This window comes from Geothrix sp., assembly GCF_030219325.1.
Lineage (GTDB): Bacteria > Acidobacteriota > Holophagae > Holophagales > Holophagaceae > Geothrix.
Map to the genome: position 1 here is coordinate 2,305,116 of NZ_CP126625.1, position 18,277 is coordinate 2,323,392.

Genomic DNA, 18,277 nt, shown 5'->3' on the forward strand with positions numbered 1-18,277 from the left:
GCTGTTCTATTGGAACTCGGCGGCCTTCCTCCCCACGTTGGCCAGGGCGGTGGCGTTGGTGCCATTGATGTTCACGGTGAGGTCCGGCGTGAACCAGGACTGGTAAGTGGCCTCGTCGATGAGCAGGTTCAGGACGGGGCTGGCGGGGTGGTTCTTCACGACCTGGTTGTAGGGGTCGTCGCCGTGATCCAGGTAGAGCTTCTCGGAGGGGAAGTAGGCCAGCTCGTGGCCGCAGATCCAGACGGGCTGCACCGGCACGTTGAGCACCCGGAGCACAGCATGGAGGAAGCCCACGCTGCCGTGGCAGCCGGCGGTCCAGTGCTGCGTCCCAAGGCCAGGGTTGTTCGCATCGACGGTGCCATTCACGATCTTCGAGAGCGGCACGTGGCCCCGGTACTGCCACACGGCCTGGTGGTTACCGAAGGTGTCGGCACCATAGAAGTGCCACATGTTGCCGCGCATCCACTCCATGACCTTGCCGATGGTCTCCTGCCGCGTGGCGCCGATGAGCCCCGCCTGCTGCAGCCAGGGGTAGGTCCACATGGGCGGCGCGAAGGTCGTGTGGGGCCGCGTGTCGGCGCGCAGGGCCGGCGGATAGGCCCCCGCGTAGGTGCCCATCCAGAAGTTCCCGTTCGGCAGGTACCAGGCCATCACGCTGCTGTCGAGGAGGTAGCGCAGGGTCTCGTCCGTGTCGTCCACCAGGCTCCAGGGCAGCGGGTGGCTGAGCTCCTGGGCCAGGGCGAAGGCCACGTGGGCGACGTAGAGCTTCCACATGTGCGCGGGCGTCACCCACTGGAGGGTCGTGAGGGTGTCGATGTTGGTCTGAGGGTGCTGGTTGACGGGCTCGTCCGTGAGCCCCGCGGAATCCATGGCGACCTGGTGGGCCCCCTGGGCGAACCAGGCCTTGGCATCCAGGAAGGCCTGGTTGAGGTCGGCCTGCTGCTGGGGCGACCAGGCGGTCCAGGCCACCTTGTCCGCGTCCGCGGGGGCCTGGTAGAGGTTTCCGAGGTTTGCTGGCCGGAACTGCCAGCGGATGGCCGAGGCCACCCGCGGATGCGCCACCAGCCAGGTGGCCAGCTCGGGCCGCACCGTCACGTGGACGGTGGCGCTCGTGACGCTGCCGCCATAGGCATCGCTGACCACCGCGTGGAAGGCCGCCCCGTCATCGACCGTCGTCAGGGATGCCGAGGTGTAGGTGGGACCCGTGGCCCCGGCGATGGGAGCGCCATCCCGCCACCACTGGTATCCCAGCGTTCCCGTGCCCGTGGCGGACACCGTGAAGACGGCCGCCGCCTGGTAGTCCACGGTGGCATCGACGGGCTGGAGGCTGATACTGGGCGGGAGCGGGTTCACGGTGAGCTGGGGCGACACCGACGAGCTGCCGCCCGAGTTGGTGGCGGTGATGAGGTAGCTCGCGGTGGCGCTGAGGGTCGTGGGCGTCCCGCTGAGGGTGCCGTCCGAGGTGCTGAAGACCAGCCCCGCCGGGGCCGCGGGCGCGATCGACCAGGACACGGCGGGACCGCCGCTGTTCGTCGGCAGGAGCGTGGTGATGGCCTGGCCCGTGGTGAAGGTGTAGCTGCCGCTGCCGTAGCTGATGGCCGGAGGGACGTCCACTACGGTCAGCTGGACCTGGGCCTGGGTGGATCCGCCGGGGCCGGTGCCGGTGATCGTATAGACAGCCGCAGGCTTGAGGGCGGTCGGTGTCCCGGTGAGGACACCGCTGGCCGGATCCAGGACCAGGCCTGCCGGCAGGACGGGCGCGACGCTGAAGGTGCGGATCTCGCCACCGGACCAGGTAGGGCGGTTCGCCGGGGCCGCCTGGGCCAGGGTGTAGACCGCCGGGTTGCTGCCGTAGACCAGTGCCGATGGGGCGGGCGGCGGCGCGGAGCCGCCCCCTCCGCCGCAACCCAGGAGCGCTCCGAGGACCAGAAGGAGAGATCGCCAGCTGGGTCCAGTCCCGCGCGCTTCGATCCCCATCTCCCACCCCCTGGGTCCCTTATCGACCCGGGGTCGGGATCCGTTGATCCCCGATTCCCCTAGGCGTAGAGCCGCTGGAGTCCGGGGTCCTGGGTGAGTTCTTCGATGAGGTCGCGGACGCTCACCAGCTCGCGGAGCTTGGCGCCGTTGCTGCCCGTGAAGAAGAGGCCGCTCTCCTCGTTGCCCTGCATGGCGTCGGCCAGGCGGTCGGCGATGCAGTAGCCCACGGCCATGGCGCCCTTGCCGTGGCCGCAGGGGCTGAGGCAGTTGCTCACGCAGCGCACCAGCGGCGCGGTGCCGGCCTCGATGTTCCGCTGCAGGCTGGTGCGGACGCCCCGGGCCGGCAGGCCCACGGGGGATTTCATGAGGCCGATGTCCTCGGCCTTGGCGCGGAGGATGACCTCCTTGAAGATCGGCGAGGCATCGCACTCAAAGGTGCCGATGAAGCGGGTGCCCATCTGCACGCCATCGGCACCCAGGGCCAGGAAGCGCTGGATGTCCGCGTGATCCCAGACGCCGCCGGCCACCAGGATGGGGAACTCGCCCCACTTGTTCCGCTCCTCGATCACTTCGGGGAGGATGTTCTCCAGCGTGTGGGCCGGATCCAGGCAGCCGTCGTGGCTGAAGCCCTGGTGGCCGCCGCTTTCCGGGCCTTCCAGCACCACCGCGTCGGGCAGGCGGTTGAACTTCCGCTGCCACTGCTTGCAGATGACCTGGAGGGCGCGGCCGGAGGACACGATGGGCACCAGGGCCACATCCGCGTCGCCCACGTAGCCAGGCAGCGCCAGAGGCAGCCCAGCGCCGGACACGATCATCTGGGCGCCGCCGGCGAGGGAGGCCCGCACGGCCTCCTCGTAGCCCTCGATGGCGCAGAGGATGTTCACGCCCACGGCACCACGGCCGCCGGAGCGCTCACGGGCCGCGCGGACGATCCATTCCAGGGCCTTGGGGGGGTTCAGCGCGTCGGTGCCGTCGGGACGGCCCAGGCGCATCTTGGGGTTGGCCGAGCCGTGGTAGCCCGTGCCGATGGCGGACACCAGGCCCACGCAGCCGGCGCTGGCCACGGCGCCCGCGAGGCCTTCCCAGGAGACGCCCACGCCCATGCCGCCCTGCTGGATGGGGTAGGCCAGATCGAGGTTGCGGATCTTGAGCCGGGGCAGCGTGCAGGCCCCGCGGCGCACGAAAGCCTGGGCCATGGAATCCAGACCGGCCATGAGACGGGTCCGGAAGGCCGCCAGGGGCGAAGCATCCAGCAGACCAGGGGTCCGGGGCTGCAGCCCGATGGCGCCGTCCGCCATGGCCTGCCGCGCTTCGGCTTCGGTATCGGCCACGGCCATCACGGGCAGGCCGAGGCTGCGCAAGGAGGCCACATCGCAGGCCCGAGCCAGCAGGGCGGCGGCGCCACCGGCCTTGGCCCGGGCGCCCTCTTCGGGGTTCTGCACGGCCACTAGGCGGGGCATGTTGGTGTGGCGGAGCATGGCCAGGGATGGCGGCAGCTCGGCCGTGTGGAGCAGGAAGGCCACGCCGGCTTCGCGGGCGGCGGTCATCACGCTGTCGGCGCTGTCCCGCAGGCCCCGGAGGTCCAGGCCGATCTTGGCGCCATCGCGCATGGAGGCCTTGAGCTCCTCCAGCCGGGCGCGGAGCTTGGCGGCATCCGGAAAGGCGTCGGTGCGGGGCAGCGCCCAGCCTCCGGCACGGAGGAAGGCGGCCTGGAAGTCCAAGGAACCGGGCGCCTGCCAGCCCTGGAGGGTGGGCGAGGTGGCGGTCTTGAAGAAGGACTCGGCCATTCAAGGCTCCTGGGCGCGGATGGGTCTCCGCGCATAGACACCATTCTGAGGCCAAAACCTGTGACGGGGCTCAAGCATTTGACCCGCGGTCAAGGTGCCCAAACCCCGTCACGGAAATTCCTCAGGGCTTCACCGTGGGGGCGGCGGTTTCCACAGGATCGAGGAAGGGCATCATGCGGCGGAGTTTTCTGCCTACCTGCTCCAGGGGGTGCTCGTAATCCGCGGCCCGCTGGGCCTCGAACCACTTGCGGCCCGTCTTGTTCTCCTCGATCCAGGCCTTGGCGTAGCGGCCGTCCTGGATCTCCTTGAGGATCTCCCTCATCTCGGCCTTGGTCTGGTCGGTGACGATGCGGGGGCCGCCGGTGTAGTCACCGTACTCGGCGGTGTCGCTGATGCTGTAGCGCATGTAGCTGAGGCCGCCCCGCTGCATGAGGTCCACGATGAGCTTCAGCTCGTGGAGGCACTCGAAGTAGGCGATCTCGGGCTGGTAGCCCGCTTCCACGAGCGTTTCAAAACCCGCCTTCACCAGGGCGCTGGCGCCGCCGCAGAGCACGGCCTTCTCGCCGAACAGATCGGTCTCGGTCTCCTCCGTGAAGGTGGTCTCCAGCACGCCGGCGCGGGTGAGGCCGAGGGCCAGGGCATAGGAGAGGGCCAGGGCCAGGGCCTGACCGCTGGCATCCTGGTGGATGGCCACCAGACCTGGTGTGCCGCCGCCCTCGACGAAGACCTCGCGCACGCGGTGGCCGGGGCTCTTGGGCGCCACCAGGCTCACGTCCACGCCCTTGGGGGGCTCGATGCAACCGTAGCGGATGTTGAAGCCGTGGGCGAACATCAGCGTCTTGCCCGGGGCGAGGTTCGGGGCGATGTCCTTCTGGTAGAGCTCCCCCTGCCCCGTGTCCGGCGTGAGGATCATGATCACGTCGGCCCAGGCCGCGGCCTCGGCGGGCGTGGAGACCGTCAGTCCCTGGGCTTCCGCCTTGGCCTTGGAAGCCGAGCCGGCGTGGAGGCCCACGCGGACGTTGACGCCGCTGTCGCGGAGGTTGAGGGCGTGGGCGTGGCCCTGGGAGCCATAGCCGATGATGGCCACCTTGCGGGCGCGGATGAGGTCGAGGTCGGCTTCGTAGTGGATGACGGCCATGGTGGGCTCCTGTGGGGTTGTGTCGCAGGGAAGGAAGAGATCAGACGGACATGGCTTCGGGACCCGTGCCCGTGCGGAGGGGCACGGGGGCCCTGGAGGGCGTGGGGGTGCGGGTGCCGCGGGCCATGGCCACGGCACCGGTGCGGCCCAGTTCGAGGATCCCGAAGGGGCGCATGGAATCGACCAGGGCATCGATCTTGGCGAGGCTGCCGGTGCACTCGATGACCAGGCTGTCGTCGGCGATGTCCACCACGTTGGCGCGGAAGACCTGGGCCAGCTGCAGCACCTCCGAGCGCACCTCGGGAGTCGCGGCCACCCGTACCAGGACCAGGTCGCGGACAACCATGGGCCGGTCGCCCAGCTGCTCCACGGCCAGCACGTTCACGAGCTTGCGCAGGTGCTCCACGGCCTGGCGCACGGTCGGCGCCTCCGCGTCCACCACGATGGTCATGCGGGACAGGCCGGCCCGCTCCGTGGGGCCCACCGTGAGCGAGTGGATGTTGAAGCCGCGGCGGCGGATCAGCGAGGCCACGCGGGTGAGGACGCCAGGTTCGTCGTCGGTGTAGACCACGAGTACGTGGGGCATGTGACCTCCTTTCATACGGGATCCGAACCGGTTTCGGCCAGAGCACTGGGTCGGCGGATCATCTCGTGGAGCGCCGCGCCGGCGGGCACCATGGGATAGACGCTGTCCTCCTGCTCGACCTTGAACTCGATGAGGGCCGCGCCCTGGGCCTCCCGGGCCCGGGCCACGGCCGCGGCCACCTCGCCGCGGGTCTCCACTCGCTGGCCGGGGATGCCGAAGGCCTCCGCCAGTTTCACGAAGTCCGGCGACAGGATGGGCGTGGCGGCATAGCGGCCCTCGTAGAACATGGCCTGCCACTGGCGGACCATGCCGAGGTAGCCGTTGTTGATGATGGCGATGTTCACCTTCACCCCTTCCTGCACGGCGGTCATCAGCTCGGCGAAGGTCATCTGGAAGCCACCATCGCCCGCCACCACCCAGACCTCAGCCTCCGGCCGGGCGATCTTCGCGCCGATGGCCGCGGGCAGGGCGAAGCCCATGGTGCCGGCGCCGCCGCTGGTGATGAGGCTGCGCTCTCCGTCGTGCTTGTAGTACTGGGCCTCCCACATCTGGTGCTGGCCCACGTCCGTCACCACCACGGCTTCGCCCTTGGTGAGGCGCCACAAATCATGCATGACGTGCGCCGCGTAGAGGTGGCCGTCGTCCGGCAGGTTCTTGATGTCGCGCACGGCGGAATCGCCGCGCCACTCGCGGATGGTGTCCAGCCAGGCGGAGCGGTCCGCCACGGGTACCTCGGGCAGCAGGGCCCGCAGCACGGCGCCCAGGTCGGCCGCGATGGCCACGTCCACGGGCACGTTCTTGTTCAGCTCGCTGGCGTCGATGTCGATGTGGATCTTCCTCGCGTGGGGTGCGTACTCCTTGAGCTTGCCGGTCACGCGGTCGTCGAAGCGCATGCCGAAGGCCAGCAGGAGGTCCGCCTCCTGGATGGCCCGGTTCACCCAGGCCTCGCCGTGCATGCCCATCATGCCGAGGCTCAGCGGGTGCGTGGCGGGCACGGCGCCCAGGCCCAGCAGGGTCAGGGCGAAGGGGATGTCGGCGCGCTCGGCGAGGGCGATGACCTCGGCCCGGGCGCCGGACAGCTGGATGCCGTGGCCGGCGAGGATGACGGGCCGCTTGGCCTGGCGGATGAGCTCCAGGGCCTGGGCCAGGTCGGCCGGCCTCGGCGTGGGCGGGATGTGGCGCAGGTGGCGCTGGGGCACGGCGGCGTCCCAATCCAGGCTGGCGCGGGACTGCTGGGCGTCCTTCGTGATGTCCACCAGCACGGGGCCGGGGCGCCCGCTGCGGGCCACGGCGAAGGCCTCACGGATGGCGGGGACGATGTCCTCGGCCCGGGTCACCAGGTAGTTGTGCTTGGTGACGGGGATGGTGATGCCCGTGATGTCCACTTCCTGGAAGGCGTCCGTGCCCAGCAGTGCCGAGCCCACCTGCCCGGTGATGGCCACCAGCGGCGTGGAGTCCAGCATGGCCGTGGCCAGGCCCGTCACCAGGTTCGTGGCGCCGGGGCCCGAGGTGGCCACCACCACGCCCACGCGCCCGCTGGCCCGGGCGTAGCCGTCCGCCATGTGCACGGCGCTCTGCTCGTGGCGCACCAGCACGTGCCGGACGGTGTACTCAGTCATGGCGTCGTAGGTGGGCAGGATGGCCCCGCCGGGATAGCCGAAGACCGTGTCCACGCCCTCGCGGATGAGGCTCTCCCAGATGAGCTGGGCGCCGGTGAAGGATCCTGGTTCGGACATGCGCGCCTCCTTCACTGGGCGACCGTGATGGCGCCTTCGGAGGCGCTGGCCACGGTGGCGGCGTACTTGGCGAAGACGCCGGTGCGGTAGCGCGGGGCCGGGGCCTTCCACTCGGCCCGGCGCCGGGCCAGCTCGTCGTCGGGGATCTTCAGATCCAGGCGCCGCGTGGGCACGTCGAAGACCACCGTGTCCCCCTCGCGCACCAGGGCGATGGGGCCGCCCACGGCGGCCTCGGGCGCCACGTGGCCCGCCATGAGGCCGCGGGTGGCGCCGGAGAAGCGGCCGTCCGTGAGCAGGGCCACGGTCTCGCCCAGGCCCGCGCCCATGAGGGCCGCGGTGACGCCCAGCATCTCGCGCATGCCAGGCCCGCCGCGGGGGCCCTCGTAGCGGATGACCAGCACGTCGCCATGGTCGATGCGCCCTTCCTGGACAGCGGCGAAGGCCTCGTCCTCAGTCTCGAAGACCCGCGCCGGGCCCGTGTGGTGCAGCCGCTCATGGCCGGCCACCTTGATGACGCAGCCCTCCGGAGCCAGGCTGCCCTTGAGGATGACGAGGCCACCGCTGGCCTTGATGGGGTTCGCGAAAGGACGCACCACCTGCTGGCCCGGGGTTTCCTGGGCCGAGGCGAGCTCTTCGGCCACGGTGCGCCCGGTGACGGTGAGGGCAGCCCCGTGGAGCTTGCCGCCCTCCAGCAGGCGCTGGGCCACCAGGCGGATGCCGCCGGCCGCGTGCAGGTCGGGCGCCGTGAAGCGGCCGCCGGGCTTGAGGTCCGCCAACAGCGGCGTGCGGGCGCTGACCTGGTCGAAGTCGTCGATGCTGAGGGGCACGCCGGCCTCCCGGGCCAGGGCCAGGTAGTGCAGCACCGCGTTGGTGGAACCGCCCGTGGCGGCCACGGCGGCGATGGCGTTCTCGAAGGCCTGGCGGGTGAGGATGGCGCTGGGCCGCAGGTCGCTGCGGAGCAGGTCCATGATGATGCGGCCACAGGTCTCGGCCGCGTCGCCCTTGCGGGGGTCCTCCGCCGGGATGCCGTTGAGGCCCATGGGGCTGAGGCCGATGAGCTCCAGGCTGGCCGCCATGGTGTTGGCCGTGAACTGGCCGCCGCAGGCACCGGCGCCGGGACAGGCGGCGTCCTCCACCTTCTTCAGGCCCGCATCGTCGAGCTTGCCCGAGCTGTGGGCGCCTACCGCCTCGAAGACGTCCTGCACGGTGAGGTCCCTGCCATCGCACTCGCCCGGCGCCGTGGATCCCCCGTAGAGGATCAGGCCCGGAATATCGAGACGAGCCAGCGCCATGGCCACGCCGGGGTTGGTCTTGTCGCAGCCCGAGAGGCAGACCAGGCCGTCGAAGGCGTTGCCGCGGGCCACCAGCTCGATGGAATCCGCGATGACCTCGCGGCTCACCAGGGAGGCCTTCATGCCCTCGGTGCCCATGGTGATGCCGTCGCTGATGGAGACCGTGCAGAACTCCATGGGGGTGCCACCGGCGGCGCGGACGCCCGCCTTCACGCGCTCGGCCAGCTCGCGCAGGTGGTAGTTGCAGGGGCCGATTTCGGTCCAGGTGTTCGCGATGCCGATGATGGGCTTGGCCAGATCCTCGTCCGTGAAGCCGATGGCCTTCAGCATGGCCCGGGCGGGGGCGCGGTGGGCGCCCTGGGTGATGACCCGGCTGTGGCGGTTCAGAGGCTGGTCACTGGCGGTCATGGTGGTCCTCGTGGTTCAGAAAGTCAGCGGCCCCGCTGGTAGGTGCGGGGCCGTCGTCGAAGTGGTTTCGATCGGGTGGCCCCTAGTCCGTCAGCCGCAGCACGATGCCCAGCCCGACGGGTCGAATCAGGGAAAGTCCCTCCGTCGAGGCGGACGCAACGGGTGACGGGGTGTTGGCGGGGAGCTGGATCATCAAGGGTCCTCGGTCAGGTCAGAGCTTCGAGTGATGGCCTTCGGGGGATCCGCAGAAGGAGTAGGCGGAATCCACCAGCCGGGGCGTGTTCGCCCGCGGCGGCCGGATGGCCTCGCGGATGCGGGCGCCCATGAAGCGGGTGCCGTGGATGTACTTCGCCCCGCCCCGGAGGTCGCCGGTGCCGTGCCCGGACTTGACCACGCGGTGCACAGCCTGTTCCAGGGCCAGGGCCTCGTCCTTGAGGCCGAGGGCGTGGCGGAGCAGCATGGCCGCCGAGAGGATGGTGCCGATGGGGTTGGCCACGTCCTGGCCGGCGATGTCCGGTGCGGAGCCGTGGATGGGTTCGTAGAGGCCCACGGAGCCGCCCAGGCTCGCAGAGGGGAGCATGCCCAGGGAACCGGCCAGCACGGCCGCCTCGTCGCTGAGGATGTCGCCGAACAGGTTCTCGGTGAGCACCACGTCGAAGTCCCGGGGCCGGGTGATCAGGGCCATGGCGAAGCTGTCCACATAGTGGTGCTGCACCTTCACCTCCGGGTAGCTGGGGGCGAGATCGTTCACCACCTGGCGCCAGAGGCGGGAGGTCTCCAGCACGTTGGCCTTGTCCACGGACACCAGGTTCCGGCGCCGGGAGCCGGCCAGCTCGAAGGCCACCCTGGCTACGCGCTCAATCTCGACGCGGGTGTAGGGCAGCGTGTTGACCGCGGCCTCGTCGGAATAGGACCGGGGCTCACCGAAGTAGAGCCCGCCGCTGAGCTCGCGCACGAACATCAGGTCGGTCCCGCGCACGACCTCGGGCTTCAGGGGGGAGGCGTCCTCCAGGGCGGGATGGACGGTCACGGGCCGGAGGTTCGCGAAGAGGCCCAGGCCCTTGCGCAGCCGCAGCAGCCCCGACTCCGGGCGCTGATCGCGGGCGTGGCCATCCCAGGCGGGTCCGCCCACGGCACCGAGCAGCACGGCATCGGCGCAGCGGCAGAGCTCCAGGGTCGCGTCCGGCAGGGGATCGCCGGTGGCGTCCACAGCGGCCCCGCCGATGAGCGCCTCCTGGAAGGCGAACTGGTGACCGAAGCGCTCGGCCACGCTGGCGAGGCAGGCCACGGCCTCCGCCGTGACCTCGGGCCCCACGCCGTCGCCGGGGAGGACGGTGATGCGGGCTTCCATGCTCACACCCCCCAGCCGTAGGCATCCGCCCCGTCGAGCAGGTCCGGTGCCGGGGCCGCCGCGGCCAGCGCCGCCTCGGCCGCGCGTTCCGGGCTATCGGGCTGGGGTGCGGGCCTGGGATCCGTCATGCATCACCTCGTTTCAGCCGCCGCCGGCGCAGCCGCGCGGCGGGCGAAGAGAACCTTGTTCGTGGCGTTGAGGTAGGCCCGGACGCTGGCCTCGACGATGTCGGTGCTGGCCCCCTTCCCGCCCTGGGTCACACCCTCGAACTCCACCTGGACGAACACCTCGCCCACCGCATCGGCACCGCCGGTGATGGCGTGGATGCGGAAATCCAGCAGCCTCCCCTTGAGCCCCGTGAGCTTGTCCACGGCCGCGAACACCGCGTTGACGGGACCATCGCCCATGGCGGTCTCGGTGGCCTCGCCCTCATCGGAAAGGAGGGTGACCAGGGCCGTGGCGAACATGGAGGTGCCGGCCGTGGCCTGGAGGGCGCGGAGCTTGAAGGTCTCGGGAATGTGCGTGAGGCCGTCACGGACGATGGCCAGCAGGTCCTCGTCGAAGATCTCCTTCTTCTGGTCGCTGAGCTTCGTGAACAGCTTGTAGGCCTTGTCCAGCTCGGTGCGGCCGAGCGGATAGCCCAGCTCCTCGAAGCGCTTGGCAAGCGCGTGCCGGCCCGAGTGCTTGCCCAGCACCAGGTTGGTCTGGCGCACGCCCACCGATTCCGGCGTCATGATCTCGTAGGTGGAGCGGTGGCTCAGCATGCCGTGCTGGTGGATGCCGCTCTCGTGGGCGAAGGCGTTGCGGCCCACGATGGCCTTGTTGGGCTGGACCTCGTTGCCCGTGATGTTGGCCAGGGTCTGGCTGGTGCGGTAGATGGCCTCCTGGTTCACGCCGGTGGTGAAGGGCATGGCGTCCCGCCGCACCGACAGGGCCATGACCACTTCCTCCAGCGCCGCGTTGCCGGCCCGCTCGCCGATGCCGTTCACCGTGCATTCCACCTGCCGGGCGCCAGCCGAGATGGCGGCGAGGGAGTTGGCCACCGCCAACCCCAGGTCGTTGTGGCAGTGGACGCTGATGGTGACGCCGTCGATGCCGGGGACCTTCGCCTTCAGGTGGCCGATGAGGCGACCGTACTCGTCGGGCACGGTGTAGCCCACGGTATCAGGCACGTTGAGCACGGTGGCCCCGGCCTCGATGGCCACGGTGAATACCTCCACGAGGTAGTCCCAGTCGCTGCGGGTGGCGTCCTCGGCGGAGAACTCCACGTCGGGGCAGTGGCCCTTGGCGCGGGACACCCCTTCGCGGATCATCACCAGCGCCTCGGCCCGCGATTTCTGCAGTTTGTATTCCAGGTGGATGTCGGAGGTCGCGAGGAAAGTGTGGATGCGGGGATGGGCCGCTTCCTGGAGTGCCTCCCAGGCGCGATCGATGTCCTTCGGAATGGCGCGGCACAGGGCGGCGATGACGGGCTTCCGGCACTCGCGGGCGATGGCCTGCACGGACGCGAAGTCGTCCTCCGAGGCCACGGGGAATCCCGCCTCGATGACGTCCACCCCCAGGGCCTCCAGCTGGCGGGCCATCTGCAGCTTCTCGTCCAGATTCATGCTGCAGCCCGGGGACTGCTCGCCGTCGCGAAGGGTGGTGTCGAAGATGGTGATCCGCTCGGTGCCCATGGGTCGAGATGCTCCTTCACCCGGCCGGAGCCGGAGGGATCACCAAACGATGGCGCGTTCCAACTCATAAATGTATTTAATTTTTTTTATGATTCCATAAGTTATTCTTGGAAACCTACACTTCACACGGGAGTGGTCATGGACCTCGGGCAGCTGGAAACCTTCCTGGTGGTGGCGCGGGAGAAGAGCTTCTCGCGGGCCGCGGAGCGCCTGTACCGCACGCAGCCCGCCGTGAGCCTGGCCCTCAAGCGCCTGGAGGAGGAACTGGGCGAGACCCTGCTGGACCGCACCACCAAGGGCGGCACCCTCACGGACGCCGGGGCGACGCTGCTGCCCCTGGCCCAGCGCATGCTCGACCTGCGCAAGCAGATCATCGACACCTTCGGCTCGCTCAAAGGGCTCCAGCAGGGGCGGCTGAACATCGGCGCCAACGAGAGCGTGTCGGAGTTCCTGCTGCCGGGCGTCCTGCTGGCCTACCAGCAGGCCCATCCGGCCATCCGCATCCAGGCCTACCGCCAGAGCTCCGAGCGCATCCCCGCCGAGGTGCTCGAGCGCCGGCTGGACGTGGGCTTCGTCTCCTACGACCCCATGCATCCCGAACTCCAGAGCGAGGTCATCCTCCGCGATCACATGGTGCTCGTGGTGCCCCCGGGGCACAAGCTGGCCCGCAAGAAGGAGATCAACCTGGAGGCGCTGGGCCGCGAGACCTTCGTGGCCCACAACGCCATCACGCCCACCCGCAACGCCATCATCGACCTCTTCGCCCGCCTCGGCACGCCGCTGCGCATCACCATGGAGCTGGGCTCGCTGGCCACCATCCAGGAGTTCGTGGCCCTCGGCGCCGGACTGGCCATCCTGCCGAGGATGACCGTGCTGGAGGGCATCCGGCAGGGCCGCCTGGTGGAGGTCGCCGTCAAGGAGCTCCAGGTCGAGAAGCTCATCCGCATCGTCACCCGCCGGGAGGAGGCCCTGTCCCACGCGGCCAAGGCCTTCCTGCAGCTGATCCGGGCCACCGACTTCACCCGCACGGCCCCGCAAGCCAGGAGGAAGCAGCCATGAGTCCCCGCACCCTCTACGACAAGATCTGGGACGAACACCTGGTGGCCGTACGCTCGGATGGCACCAGCCTCCTCTACATCGACCGGCATCTGGTCCACGAGGTCACCAGCCCCCAGGCCTTCGAGGGCCTGCGGGAGGCCGGGCGCCCCCTCCGCCGGCCCAATGCAATCCTTTCGGTGGCGGACCACAACGTCCCCACCATCGACCGCGAGCAGGGCATCGCCGACGAGACCTGCCGCCTGCAGGTGGAGGCCCTGGAAGCCAACGTGAAGGCCTACGGCGTGCCCTACCTGCCCCTGCTCGACGACCGCCAGGGCATCGTCCACGTGGTGGGTCCGGAACAGGGCTTCACCCTGCCCGGCACCACCATCGTCTGCGGCGACAGCCATACCAGCACCCACGGCGCCTTCGGGGCCCTGGCCTTCGGCATCGGCACCAGCGAGGTCGAGCACGTGATGGCCACCCAGACGCTGCCGCAGCGCAAATCGAAGAACCTGCGCGTCCGTTTCGAGGGCACCCTGCCCCCGGGCCTCGGCGCCAAGGATCTGGCCCTCGCCCTCATCGGGAAGATCGGCACCGCCGGCGGCACCGGCCACGTCATGGAGTTCACGGGCGCCGCGGTCCGCGCGCTGTCCATGGAAGGCCGCATGACCCTCTGCAACATGAGCATCGAGGGCGGCGCGCGCTCGGGCCTCGTGGCGCCGGACGAGACCACCTTCGCCTACCTCAAAGGGCGCTCCATGGCCCCCCAGGGTGCCCTCTGGGACCAGGCCCTCGCCCACTGGCGCACGCTGGTGTCGGATGAGGGCGCGGCCTTCGACACCGACGTGGTCCTCGACGTCTCGACCCTGGCCCCGCAGGTGACCTGGGGCACCAGCCCCCAGTGGGTGACAGACATCGCCGGACGCGTGCCGGATCCCGGCCAGGCCGCCACGGAAGACGACCGGCAGGCCATGCTCCGGGCCCTCGAATACATGGATCTGCGGCCTGGCACGCCCATCGCGGACATCGCCCTGCAGGCGGTGTTCATCGGCTCCTGCACCAATGGCCGCATCGAGGATCTGCGGGAAGCCGCCGCCGTGGCCCGGGGCCGCAAGGTCGCCTCCGGCATCCGCGCCCTGGTGGTGCCGGGTTCGGGCCTCGTGAAGCGGCAGGCCGAGGCCGAGGGACTGGACCGCATCTTCCTGGAGGCCGGCTTCGAGTGGCGCCAGCCTGGGTGCAGCATGTGCCTGGGCATGAACGACGACCGGCTCGCCGAGGGCGTCCGCTGCGCCAGCACCAGCAACCGCAACTTCGAAGGCCGCCAGGGGCGCGGCAGCCGCACCCACCTGGTGAGCCCCGGCATGGCCGCCGCCGCTGCCGTGACGGGCCACTTCACCGATGTCCGCCGCCTGATGGGAGCCTGAGATGGAACCCTTTACCGTCCACACCGGCATCGCCGCCCCGCTTCTCCGCGCCAACATCGACACCGACCTCATCATCCCGAAGCAGTTCCTGAAGACGCTGGTCCGCTCGGGCCTGGGGCGGAACCTCTTCCATGAGATCCGCTACGACTCGGATGGCCGGGAGCGGGCGGAGTTCGTCCTCAACCAGGACCGCTTCCGCCAGGCCTCCATCCTGCTCGCTGGACCGAACTTCGGCTGCGGCTCCAGCCGCGAGCACGCGCCCTGGGCCCTGAAGGATTTCGGCATCCGCGCCGTCCTCGCGCCCAGCTTCGCCGACATCTTCTACACCAACTGCTTCGCCAACGGACTGCTGCCGGTGCAGCTGCCCATGGAGGCCATCGAGGCCCTCGGGGCCGTGGCGGCACCGCTCACCGTGGACCTCCCGGCCCAGCAGGTGCGCGGCGGCGGCCTCAGCTTCGCCTTCGACCTCGAGCCCGCCCGCAAGGCCGTGCTGCTGGAGGGCCTCGACGAGATCAAGCGCACCGAGGCGAACCTGCCGGACATCGCCAAGTACGAGGCCCGCCGACGGTCGGAAGCGCCCTGGCTGGAGATCCGCACCTCCTGATCGCCGAGCCGCGCGCTACCCTGGGATTTCAGCCCCAGGATCACCCCCATGAAATCCATGACCGCCTTTGCCGAGATCGTCCGCCCCCTGGAGGCCGGCCAGCTGCGGCTCACCCTGCGGAGCGTCAACTCGAAGGCCCTGGACCTGAGCCTCCGCTTGCCCCCGGCGCTCTTCCCCCTGGAGGCGGGCATCCGCGCCCAGGTGCGCACGGCCGCCAGCCGCGGCAAGCTCGACCTCAGCATCGAGGTGCAGGACGAGCCCTCCCTGGAGCCCCGGATGAACCGCGCCCTGCTCCGGGCCGTGGCCAAGGGCTGGCAGGAGGACGCGGAGTGGCTGCAGCTCCCGCCCCTCACGGCCGAGGCCTTCTTCCGGCTGCCGGGGGCCTTCCAGGCGCCGGCCTCGGACCTGGGCGAGCGCCTGGAGGCCCCCGTCCGGGAGGCCGTGACGGCCCTCCTGGAGGCCTGGAACGCCGGGCGGGCCCGGGAGGCGGAGCGCCTCCGCCCCTTCTTCGAAGACGGCCTGAGGCGCCTGAAGGCGCTGCGGGAAAAACTCAAGGCCGAGGCCGAAACGCAGGCGGTGGAGCTACCAGGCCTCTACCGCCAGCGCATCGAGCAGATCCTGGAGGACGCCCGCCTGGCGGGCCAGCTCCCGGCCGAGCGACTGCTGGCGGAGGCCGGCGTCTTGGCCGAGCGGCAGGATGTGCGGGAGGAGCTCATCCGACTGGCGGCCCACCTCGACGACTTCGCTGAGCGCATGGACAGGGGCCGTCTGGAAGGCAAGGCCATCGATGTCTGGTGCCAGGAGGTGCTGCGGGAGCTCAACACCACCGGCAGCAAGTGCAAGCGCATCGACATGACCCGCGCGGTCATGGAGGCCAAGGGCGTGCTGGACCAGATCCGGGAGCAGTCCGCGAACCTCGAGTGACGGGGCCCGGCTTTCACCGAACTTAACTCCAGGTATATTCCCACCGATCAGGGGGGGGCAATCCGTCGAGGGTTCCAGCGGAATCAGGCCTCTTCCGGCCCGAGTCCCTCTCTGCGGTCCGGCCGGACGGACTGCTCCCCTCGCAGCGGGGAGGGCGATCATGGCATTGAACCTGCGGAACCTGAAGCTGATGACCCGGCTCTCCCTCACGGTGGCCGCGGCGTTCCTCGTCATGCTCGCCATCGTCTACCAGTCGATCACCACGATGCATCAGCAGCTCTACGAGGATCGTCAGCTCAAGACCAGGCACCTCGTGGAGACCGCCCATGGCGTCCTCGCCGGCTTCCAGGACATGCAGCGGACCGGCACCCTGACCGAGGAGGAGGCGAAGCGGCAGGCCATCCAGGCCGTCAAGCGGCTCCGGTACGAGGAGAAGGAGTATTTCTGGATCCAGGACCTGGGAAAGCCCGTCCCGCGCATGGTGATGCACGCCACGGTGCCCGCCCTGGACGGGAAGGTGCTGGACGAGCCGCGCTTCAACAAGGCCACCTCCATGAGCGAGGGGCTCCACGGCAAACCCGTGCCGCTCGACAACCGGAACCTGTTCGTGGCCTTCAACGACGTGGTCGAGCGGACGGGCCACGGCTTCGTCGAGTACCAGTGGCCGAAACCCATCGCCGGGGGCGGCACGACCAAGGAACTCTTCATGAAGCTGTCCTATGTGAAGAAGTTCGAGCCCTGGGGGTGGGTGATCGGCTCCGGCATCTACATCGACGACGTGGATGCCCTCTTCCGCCAGCATGCCAAGCGCACGGGGACCCTGGCCATCCTCGGGACCCTGGGCCTCCTGGCCATCTCCCTGTTCGTGCGGCGCAGCATCTTCCGGGACTTCGGCTGCGAGCCCCAGGCCGCGGAGGGCTTCACCTCCCGCATCGCGCAGGGGGACCTCACCGGGGAGATCCCGCTCAGGGAGGGCGACGAGAGCAGCATCCTCTTCGTGCTCAGCCGCATGCAGGGCAACCTTCGCGAGATGCTCGGCGGCGTGTCCCAGAACGCCTTCAAGATCCAGCGGAACCTCGAGAGCCTGTCCTCCCAGTCCAATGAGATCAACCTGGCCACCCAGCTCCAGGCGGGCGTGATCGAACAGACCCGCTCCGCCATCACGGAGGTCTCCGCCACCGTGGCGGTCGTGAACCAGCTGGCCCAGGAGACGGTGGACCGCTCCCAGGGGGTGGTGAACCGGGCCCAGGAGGGCGCCAAGGTCGCCGGCGAAGTCACGGTCGGGATGCGGGCCATCTCGGACACCATCTCGGCCTCTTCGGCCCAGGTCACCCGGCTGGTCGAGCGGACCCGCGAGATCGAATCCATGGCCACCGTCATCAAGGACATCGCCGATCAGACCAACCTCCTGGCCCTCAACGCAGCCATCGAGGCGGCCCATGCCGGCCACCTCGGCAAGGGCTTCGCCGTGGTCGCGGACGAGGTGAGGAAGCTTTCCGAACGCACGGGCCGCGCCACCGGCGAGATCAGCCAGACCCTCCAGGCCATCCAGGCCGATACCGAGAAGCTCGTCCAGGGCATGGAAACCGCCACGCCCCTGATCGAGTCGGGCGTGCTGCGGGCGGGGGACGCCGCCGACTCCCTGCGCGCCATCGAGCGGGAGGCCGAGGCGACCCTCGGGAAGATGGGCGACCTGGCCCAGGCGACCGGAACCCAGTCCCGGCGCATCGAGGAGATCGTGGGCAATGTCCGGGACGTGATGGCGGCCTCCTCGAAGACCGAGGCGGTGATCGACCACTCCCTGGCCACGGCTTCCGAACTGGGCGTCGCCGCCAACGACCTGTTCGGCATGGTCAAGCGGTTCCAGATCGGGGACCTCCAGACGGCGGACGGCCCTTCCAGCCATGCCGGATCGGCCGTCCGGCCCCTCATGGAGTGGACCCCGGCCCTTCAGGTCGGGCATTCGGAGATCGACCGCCAGCACCAGAAGCTCATTGACCTCGCCAACCGGCTCAACGCAGCCATGCAGGCGGGCCATGGGCGGGCCATCTCCGGGGAGATCCTCCAGGAGCTGGTCGACTACACCGTGTCCCACTTCGGCTTCGAAGAGGGGCTCATGCATACGCACGCCTACTCCGACCGGGAGGCGCACCTAGAGGAGCACCGCAAGCTCATCCAGAGCGTCACGGAGTTCAAGCGGCAGTTCGACGCGGGCCAGGCCTCCGTCTCCATCGAGCTCATGGGCTTCATCCGCGACTGGCTGGTGAACCACATCCTGAAGGTGGACAAGGCCCTGGCCCGGGAGCTTGCCTCGCGCGGACTGGCCTGAGCCG

Annotated in this window: 14 protein-coding genes; 5 read left to right on the forward strand and 9 right to left on the reverse strand. The window is 69.8% G+C overall.

The genetic code is table 11. From position 1 onward, the window contains the following. Positions 1-6: 6 nt before the first annotated feature. From QOZ81_RS10335 to QOZ81_RS10375, 9 genes are all read right to left on the reverse strand, one after another. The gene (locus QOZ81_RS10335) at positions 7-1,977 is read right to left on the reverse strand and encodes an Ig domain-containing protein (protein ID WP_291207137.1); all 1,971 of its coding nucleotides are present in this window, start codon (positions 1,975-1,977) and stop codon (positions 7-9) included. A 59-nt stretch (positions 1,978-2,036) separates the two neighbouring features. Continuing rightward, positions 2,037-3,764, reverse strand: a complete 1,728-nt coding sequence (locus QOZ81_RS10340; protein ID WP_291207134.1) for an NAD(P)H-dependent flavin oxidoreductase — start codon at positions 3,762-3,764, stop codon at positions 2,037-2,039. A 121-nt stretch (positions 3,765-3,885) separates the two neighbouring features. Then, positions 3,886-4,902: a ketol-acid reductoisomerase gene (gene ilvC / locus QOZ81_RS10345; protein ID WP_291207131.1), complete on the reverse strand. Its 1,017-nt coding sequence runs from the start codon at positions 4,900-4,902 to the stop codon at positions 3,886-3,888. A gap of 40 nt (positions 4,903-4,942) precedes the next feature. Beyond that, positions 4,943-5,488 (reverse strand): acetolactate synthase small subunit, encoded by a 546-nt coding sequence (gene ilvN, locus QOZ81_RS10350; protein ID WP_291207128.1) that lies wholly within the window; start codon positions 5,486-5,488, stop codon positions 4,943-4,945. Positions 5,489-5,499: 11 nt separating this feature from the next. Next, the gene (ilvB, locus tag QOZ81_RS10355) at positions 5,500-7,224 is read right to left on the reverse strand and encodes a biosynthetic-type acetolactate synthase large subunit (protein WP_291207125.1); all 1,725 of its coding nucleotides are present in this window, start codon (positions 7,222-7,224) and stop codon (positions 5,500-5,502) included. A gap of 11 nt (positions 7,225-7,235) precedes the next feature. Beyond that, positions 7,236-8,924, reverse strand: coding sequence for a dihydroxy-acid dehydratase (gene ilvD, locus QOZ81_RS10360; RefSeq protein WP_291207122.1), 1,689 nt, complete (start codon positions 8,922-8,924; stop codon positions 7,236-7,238). 211 nt (positions 8,925-9,135) lie between these two features. Then, entirely contained in the window at positions 9,136-10,275 is a 1,140-nt protein-coding gene (gene leuB / locus QOZ81_RS10365) for a 3-isopropylmalate dehydrogenase (protein WP_291207119.1), read from the reverse strand. A 2-nt stretch (positions 10,276-10,277) separates the two neighbouring features. Continuing rightward, entirely contained in the window at positions 10,278-10,403 is a 126-nt protein-coding gene (locus QOZ81_RS10370; RefSeq protein WP_291207117.1) for a hypothetical protein, read from the reverse strand. A gap of 3 nt (positions 10,404-10,406) precedes the next feature. Further along, entirely contained in the window at positions 10,407-11,951 is a 1,545-nt protein-coding gene (locus QOZ81_RS10375) for a 2-isopropylmalate synthase (RefSeq protein ID WP_291207114.1), read from the reverse strand. A 138-nt stretch (positions 11,952-12,089) separates the two neighbouring features. On the opposite strand from QOZ81_RS10375, the gene QOZ81_RS10380 reads away from it, so the two are divergent. The 5 genes from QOZ81_RS10380 (at position 12,090) to QOZ81_RS10400 (ending at position 18,273) form a co-directional block, all read left to right on the forward strand. Continuing rightward, positions 12,090-13,010 (forward strand): LysR family transcriptional regulator, encoded by a 921-nt coding sequence (locus QOZ81_RS10380; protein WP_291207110.1) that lies wholly within the window; start codon positions 12,090-12,092, stop codon positions 13,008-13,010. Continuing rightward, entirely contained in the window at positions 13,007-14,416 is a 1,410-nt protein-coding gene (gene leuC / locus QOZ81_RS10385; RefSeq protein WP_291207107.1) for a 3-isopropylmalate dehydratase large subunit, read from the forward strand. The genes QOZ81_RS10380 and leuC overlap by 4 nt, the downstream gene beginning before the upstream one ends. A gap of 1 nt (position 14,417) precedes the next feature. Further along, positions 14,418-15,020: a 3-isopropylmalate dehydratase small subunit gene (leuD, locus tag QOZ81_RS10390; protein WP_291207104.1), complete on the forward strand. Its 603-nt coding sequence runs from the start codon at positions 14,418-14,420 to the stop codon at positions 15,018-15,020. Positions 15,021-15,068: 48 nt separating this feature from the next. After that, positions 15,069-15,944, forward strand: a complete 876-nt coding sequence (locus tag QOZ81_RS10395) for a YicC family protein (RefSeq protein WP_291207102.1) — start codon at positions 15,069-15,071, stop codon at positions 15,942-15,944. A gap of 160 nt (positions 15,945-16,104) precedes the next feature. Beyond that, a complete protein-coding gene (locus QOZ81_RS10400) occupies positions 16,105-18,273 on the forward strand; it encodes a bacteriohemerythrin (protein ID WP_291207097.1) in 2,169 nt (722 codons plus the stop codon). The last annotated feature ends 4 nt before the right edge of the window (positions 18,274-18,277 follow it).

Coding starts and splice junctions, on each gene's coding strand:
- ilvN (WP_291207128.1), bottom strand. CDS start 5,488: ATGCCCCACGTACTCGTGGTCTACACCGACGACGAACCTGGCGTCCTC.
- ilvD (WP_291207122.1), bottom strand. CDS start 8,924: ATGACCGCCAGTGACCAGCCTCTGAACCGCCACAGCCGGGTCATCACC.
- QOZ81_RS10340 (WP_291207134.1), bottom strand. CDS start 3,764: ATGGCCGAGTCCTTCTTCAAGACCGCCACCTCGCCCACCCTCCAGGGC.
- QOZ81_RS10370 (WP_291207117.1), bottom strand. CDS start 10,403: ATGACGGATCCCAGGCCCGCACCCCAGCCCGATAGCCCGGAACGCGCG.
- leuB (WP_291207119.1), bottom strand. CDS start 10,275: ATGGAAGCCCGCATCACCGTCCTCCCCGGCGACGGCGTGGGGCCCGAG.
- QOZ81_RS10335 (WP_291207137.1), bottom strand. CDS start 1,977: ATGGGGATCGAAGCGCGCGGGACTGGACCCAGCTGGCGATCTCTCCTT.
- QOZ81_RS10375 (WP_291207114.1), bottom strand. CDS start 11,951: ATGGGCACCGAGCGGATCACCATCTTCGACACCACCCTTCGCGACGGC.
- QOZ81_RS10380 (WP_291207110.1), top strand. CDS start 12,090: ATGGACCTCGGGCAGCTGGAAACCTTCCTGGTGGTGGCGCGGGAGAAG.
- leuD (WP_291207104.1), top strand. CDS start 14,418: ATGGAACCCTTTACCGTCCACACCGGCATCGCCGCCCCGCTTCTCCGC.
- ilvC (WP_291207131.1), bottom strand. CDS start 4,902: ATGGCCGTCATCCACTACGAAGCCGACCTCGACCTCATCCGCGCCCGC.
- QOZ81_RS10395 (WP_291207102.1), top strand. CDS start 15,069: ATGAAATCCATGACCGCCTTTGCCGAGATCGTCCGCCCCCTGGAGGCC.
- ilvB (WP_291207125.1), bottom strand. CDS start 7,224: ATGTCCGAACCAGGATCCTTCACCGGCGCCCAGCTCATCTGGGAGAGC.
- QOZ81_RS10400 (WP_291207097.1), top strand. CDS start 16,105: ATGGCATTGAACCTGCGGAACCTGAAGCTGATGACCCGGCTCTCCCTC.
- leuC (WP_291207107.1), top strand. CDS start 13,007: ATGAGTCCCCGCACCCTCTACGACAAGATCTGGGACGAACACCTGGTG.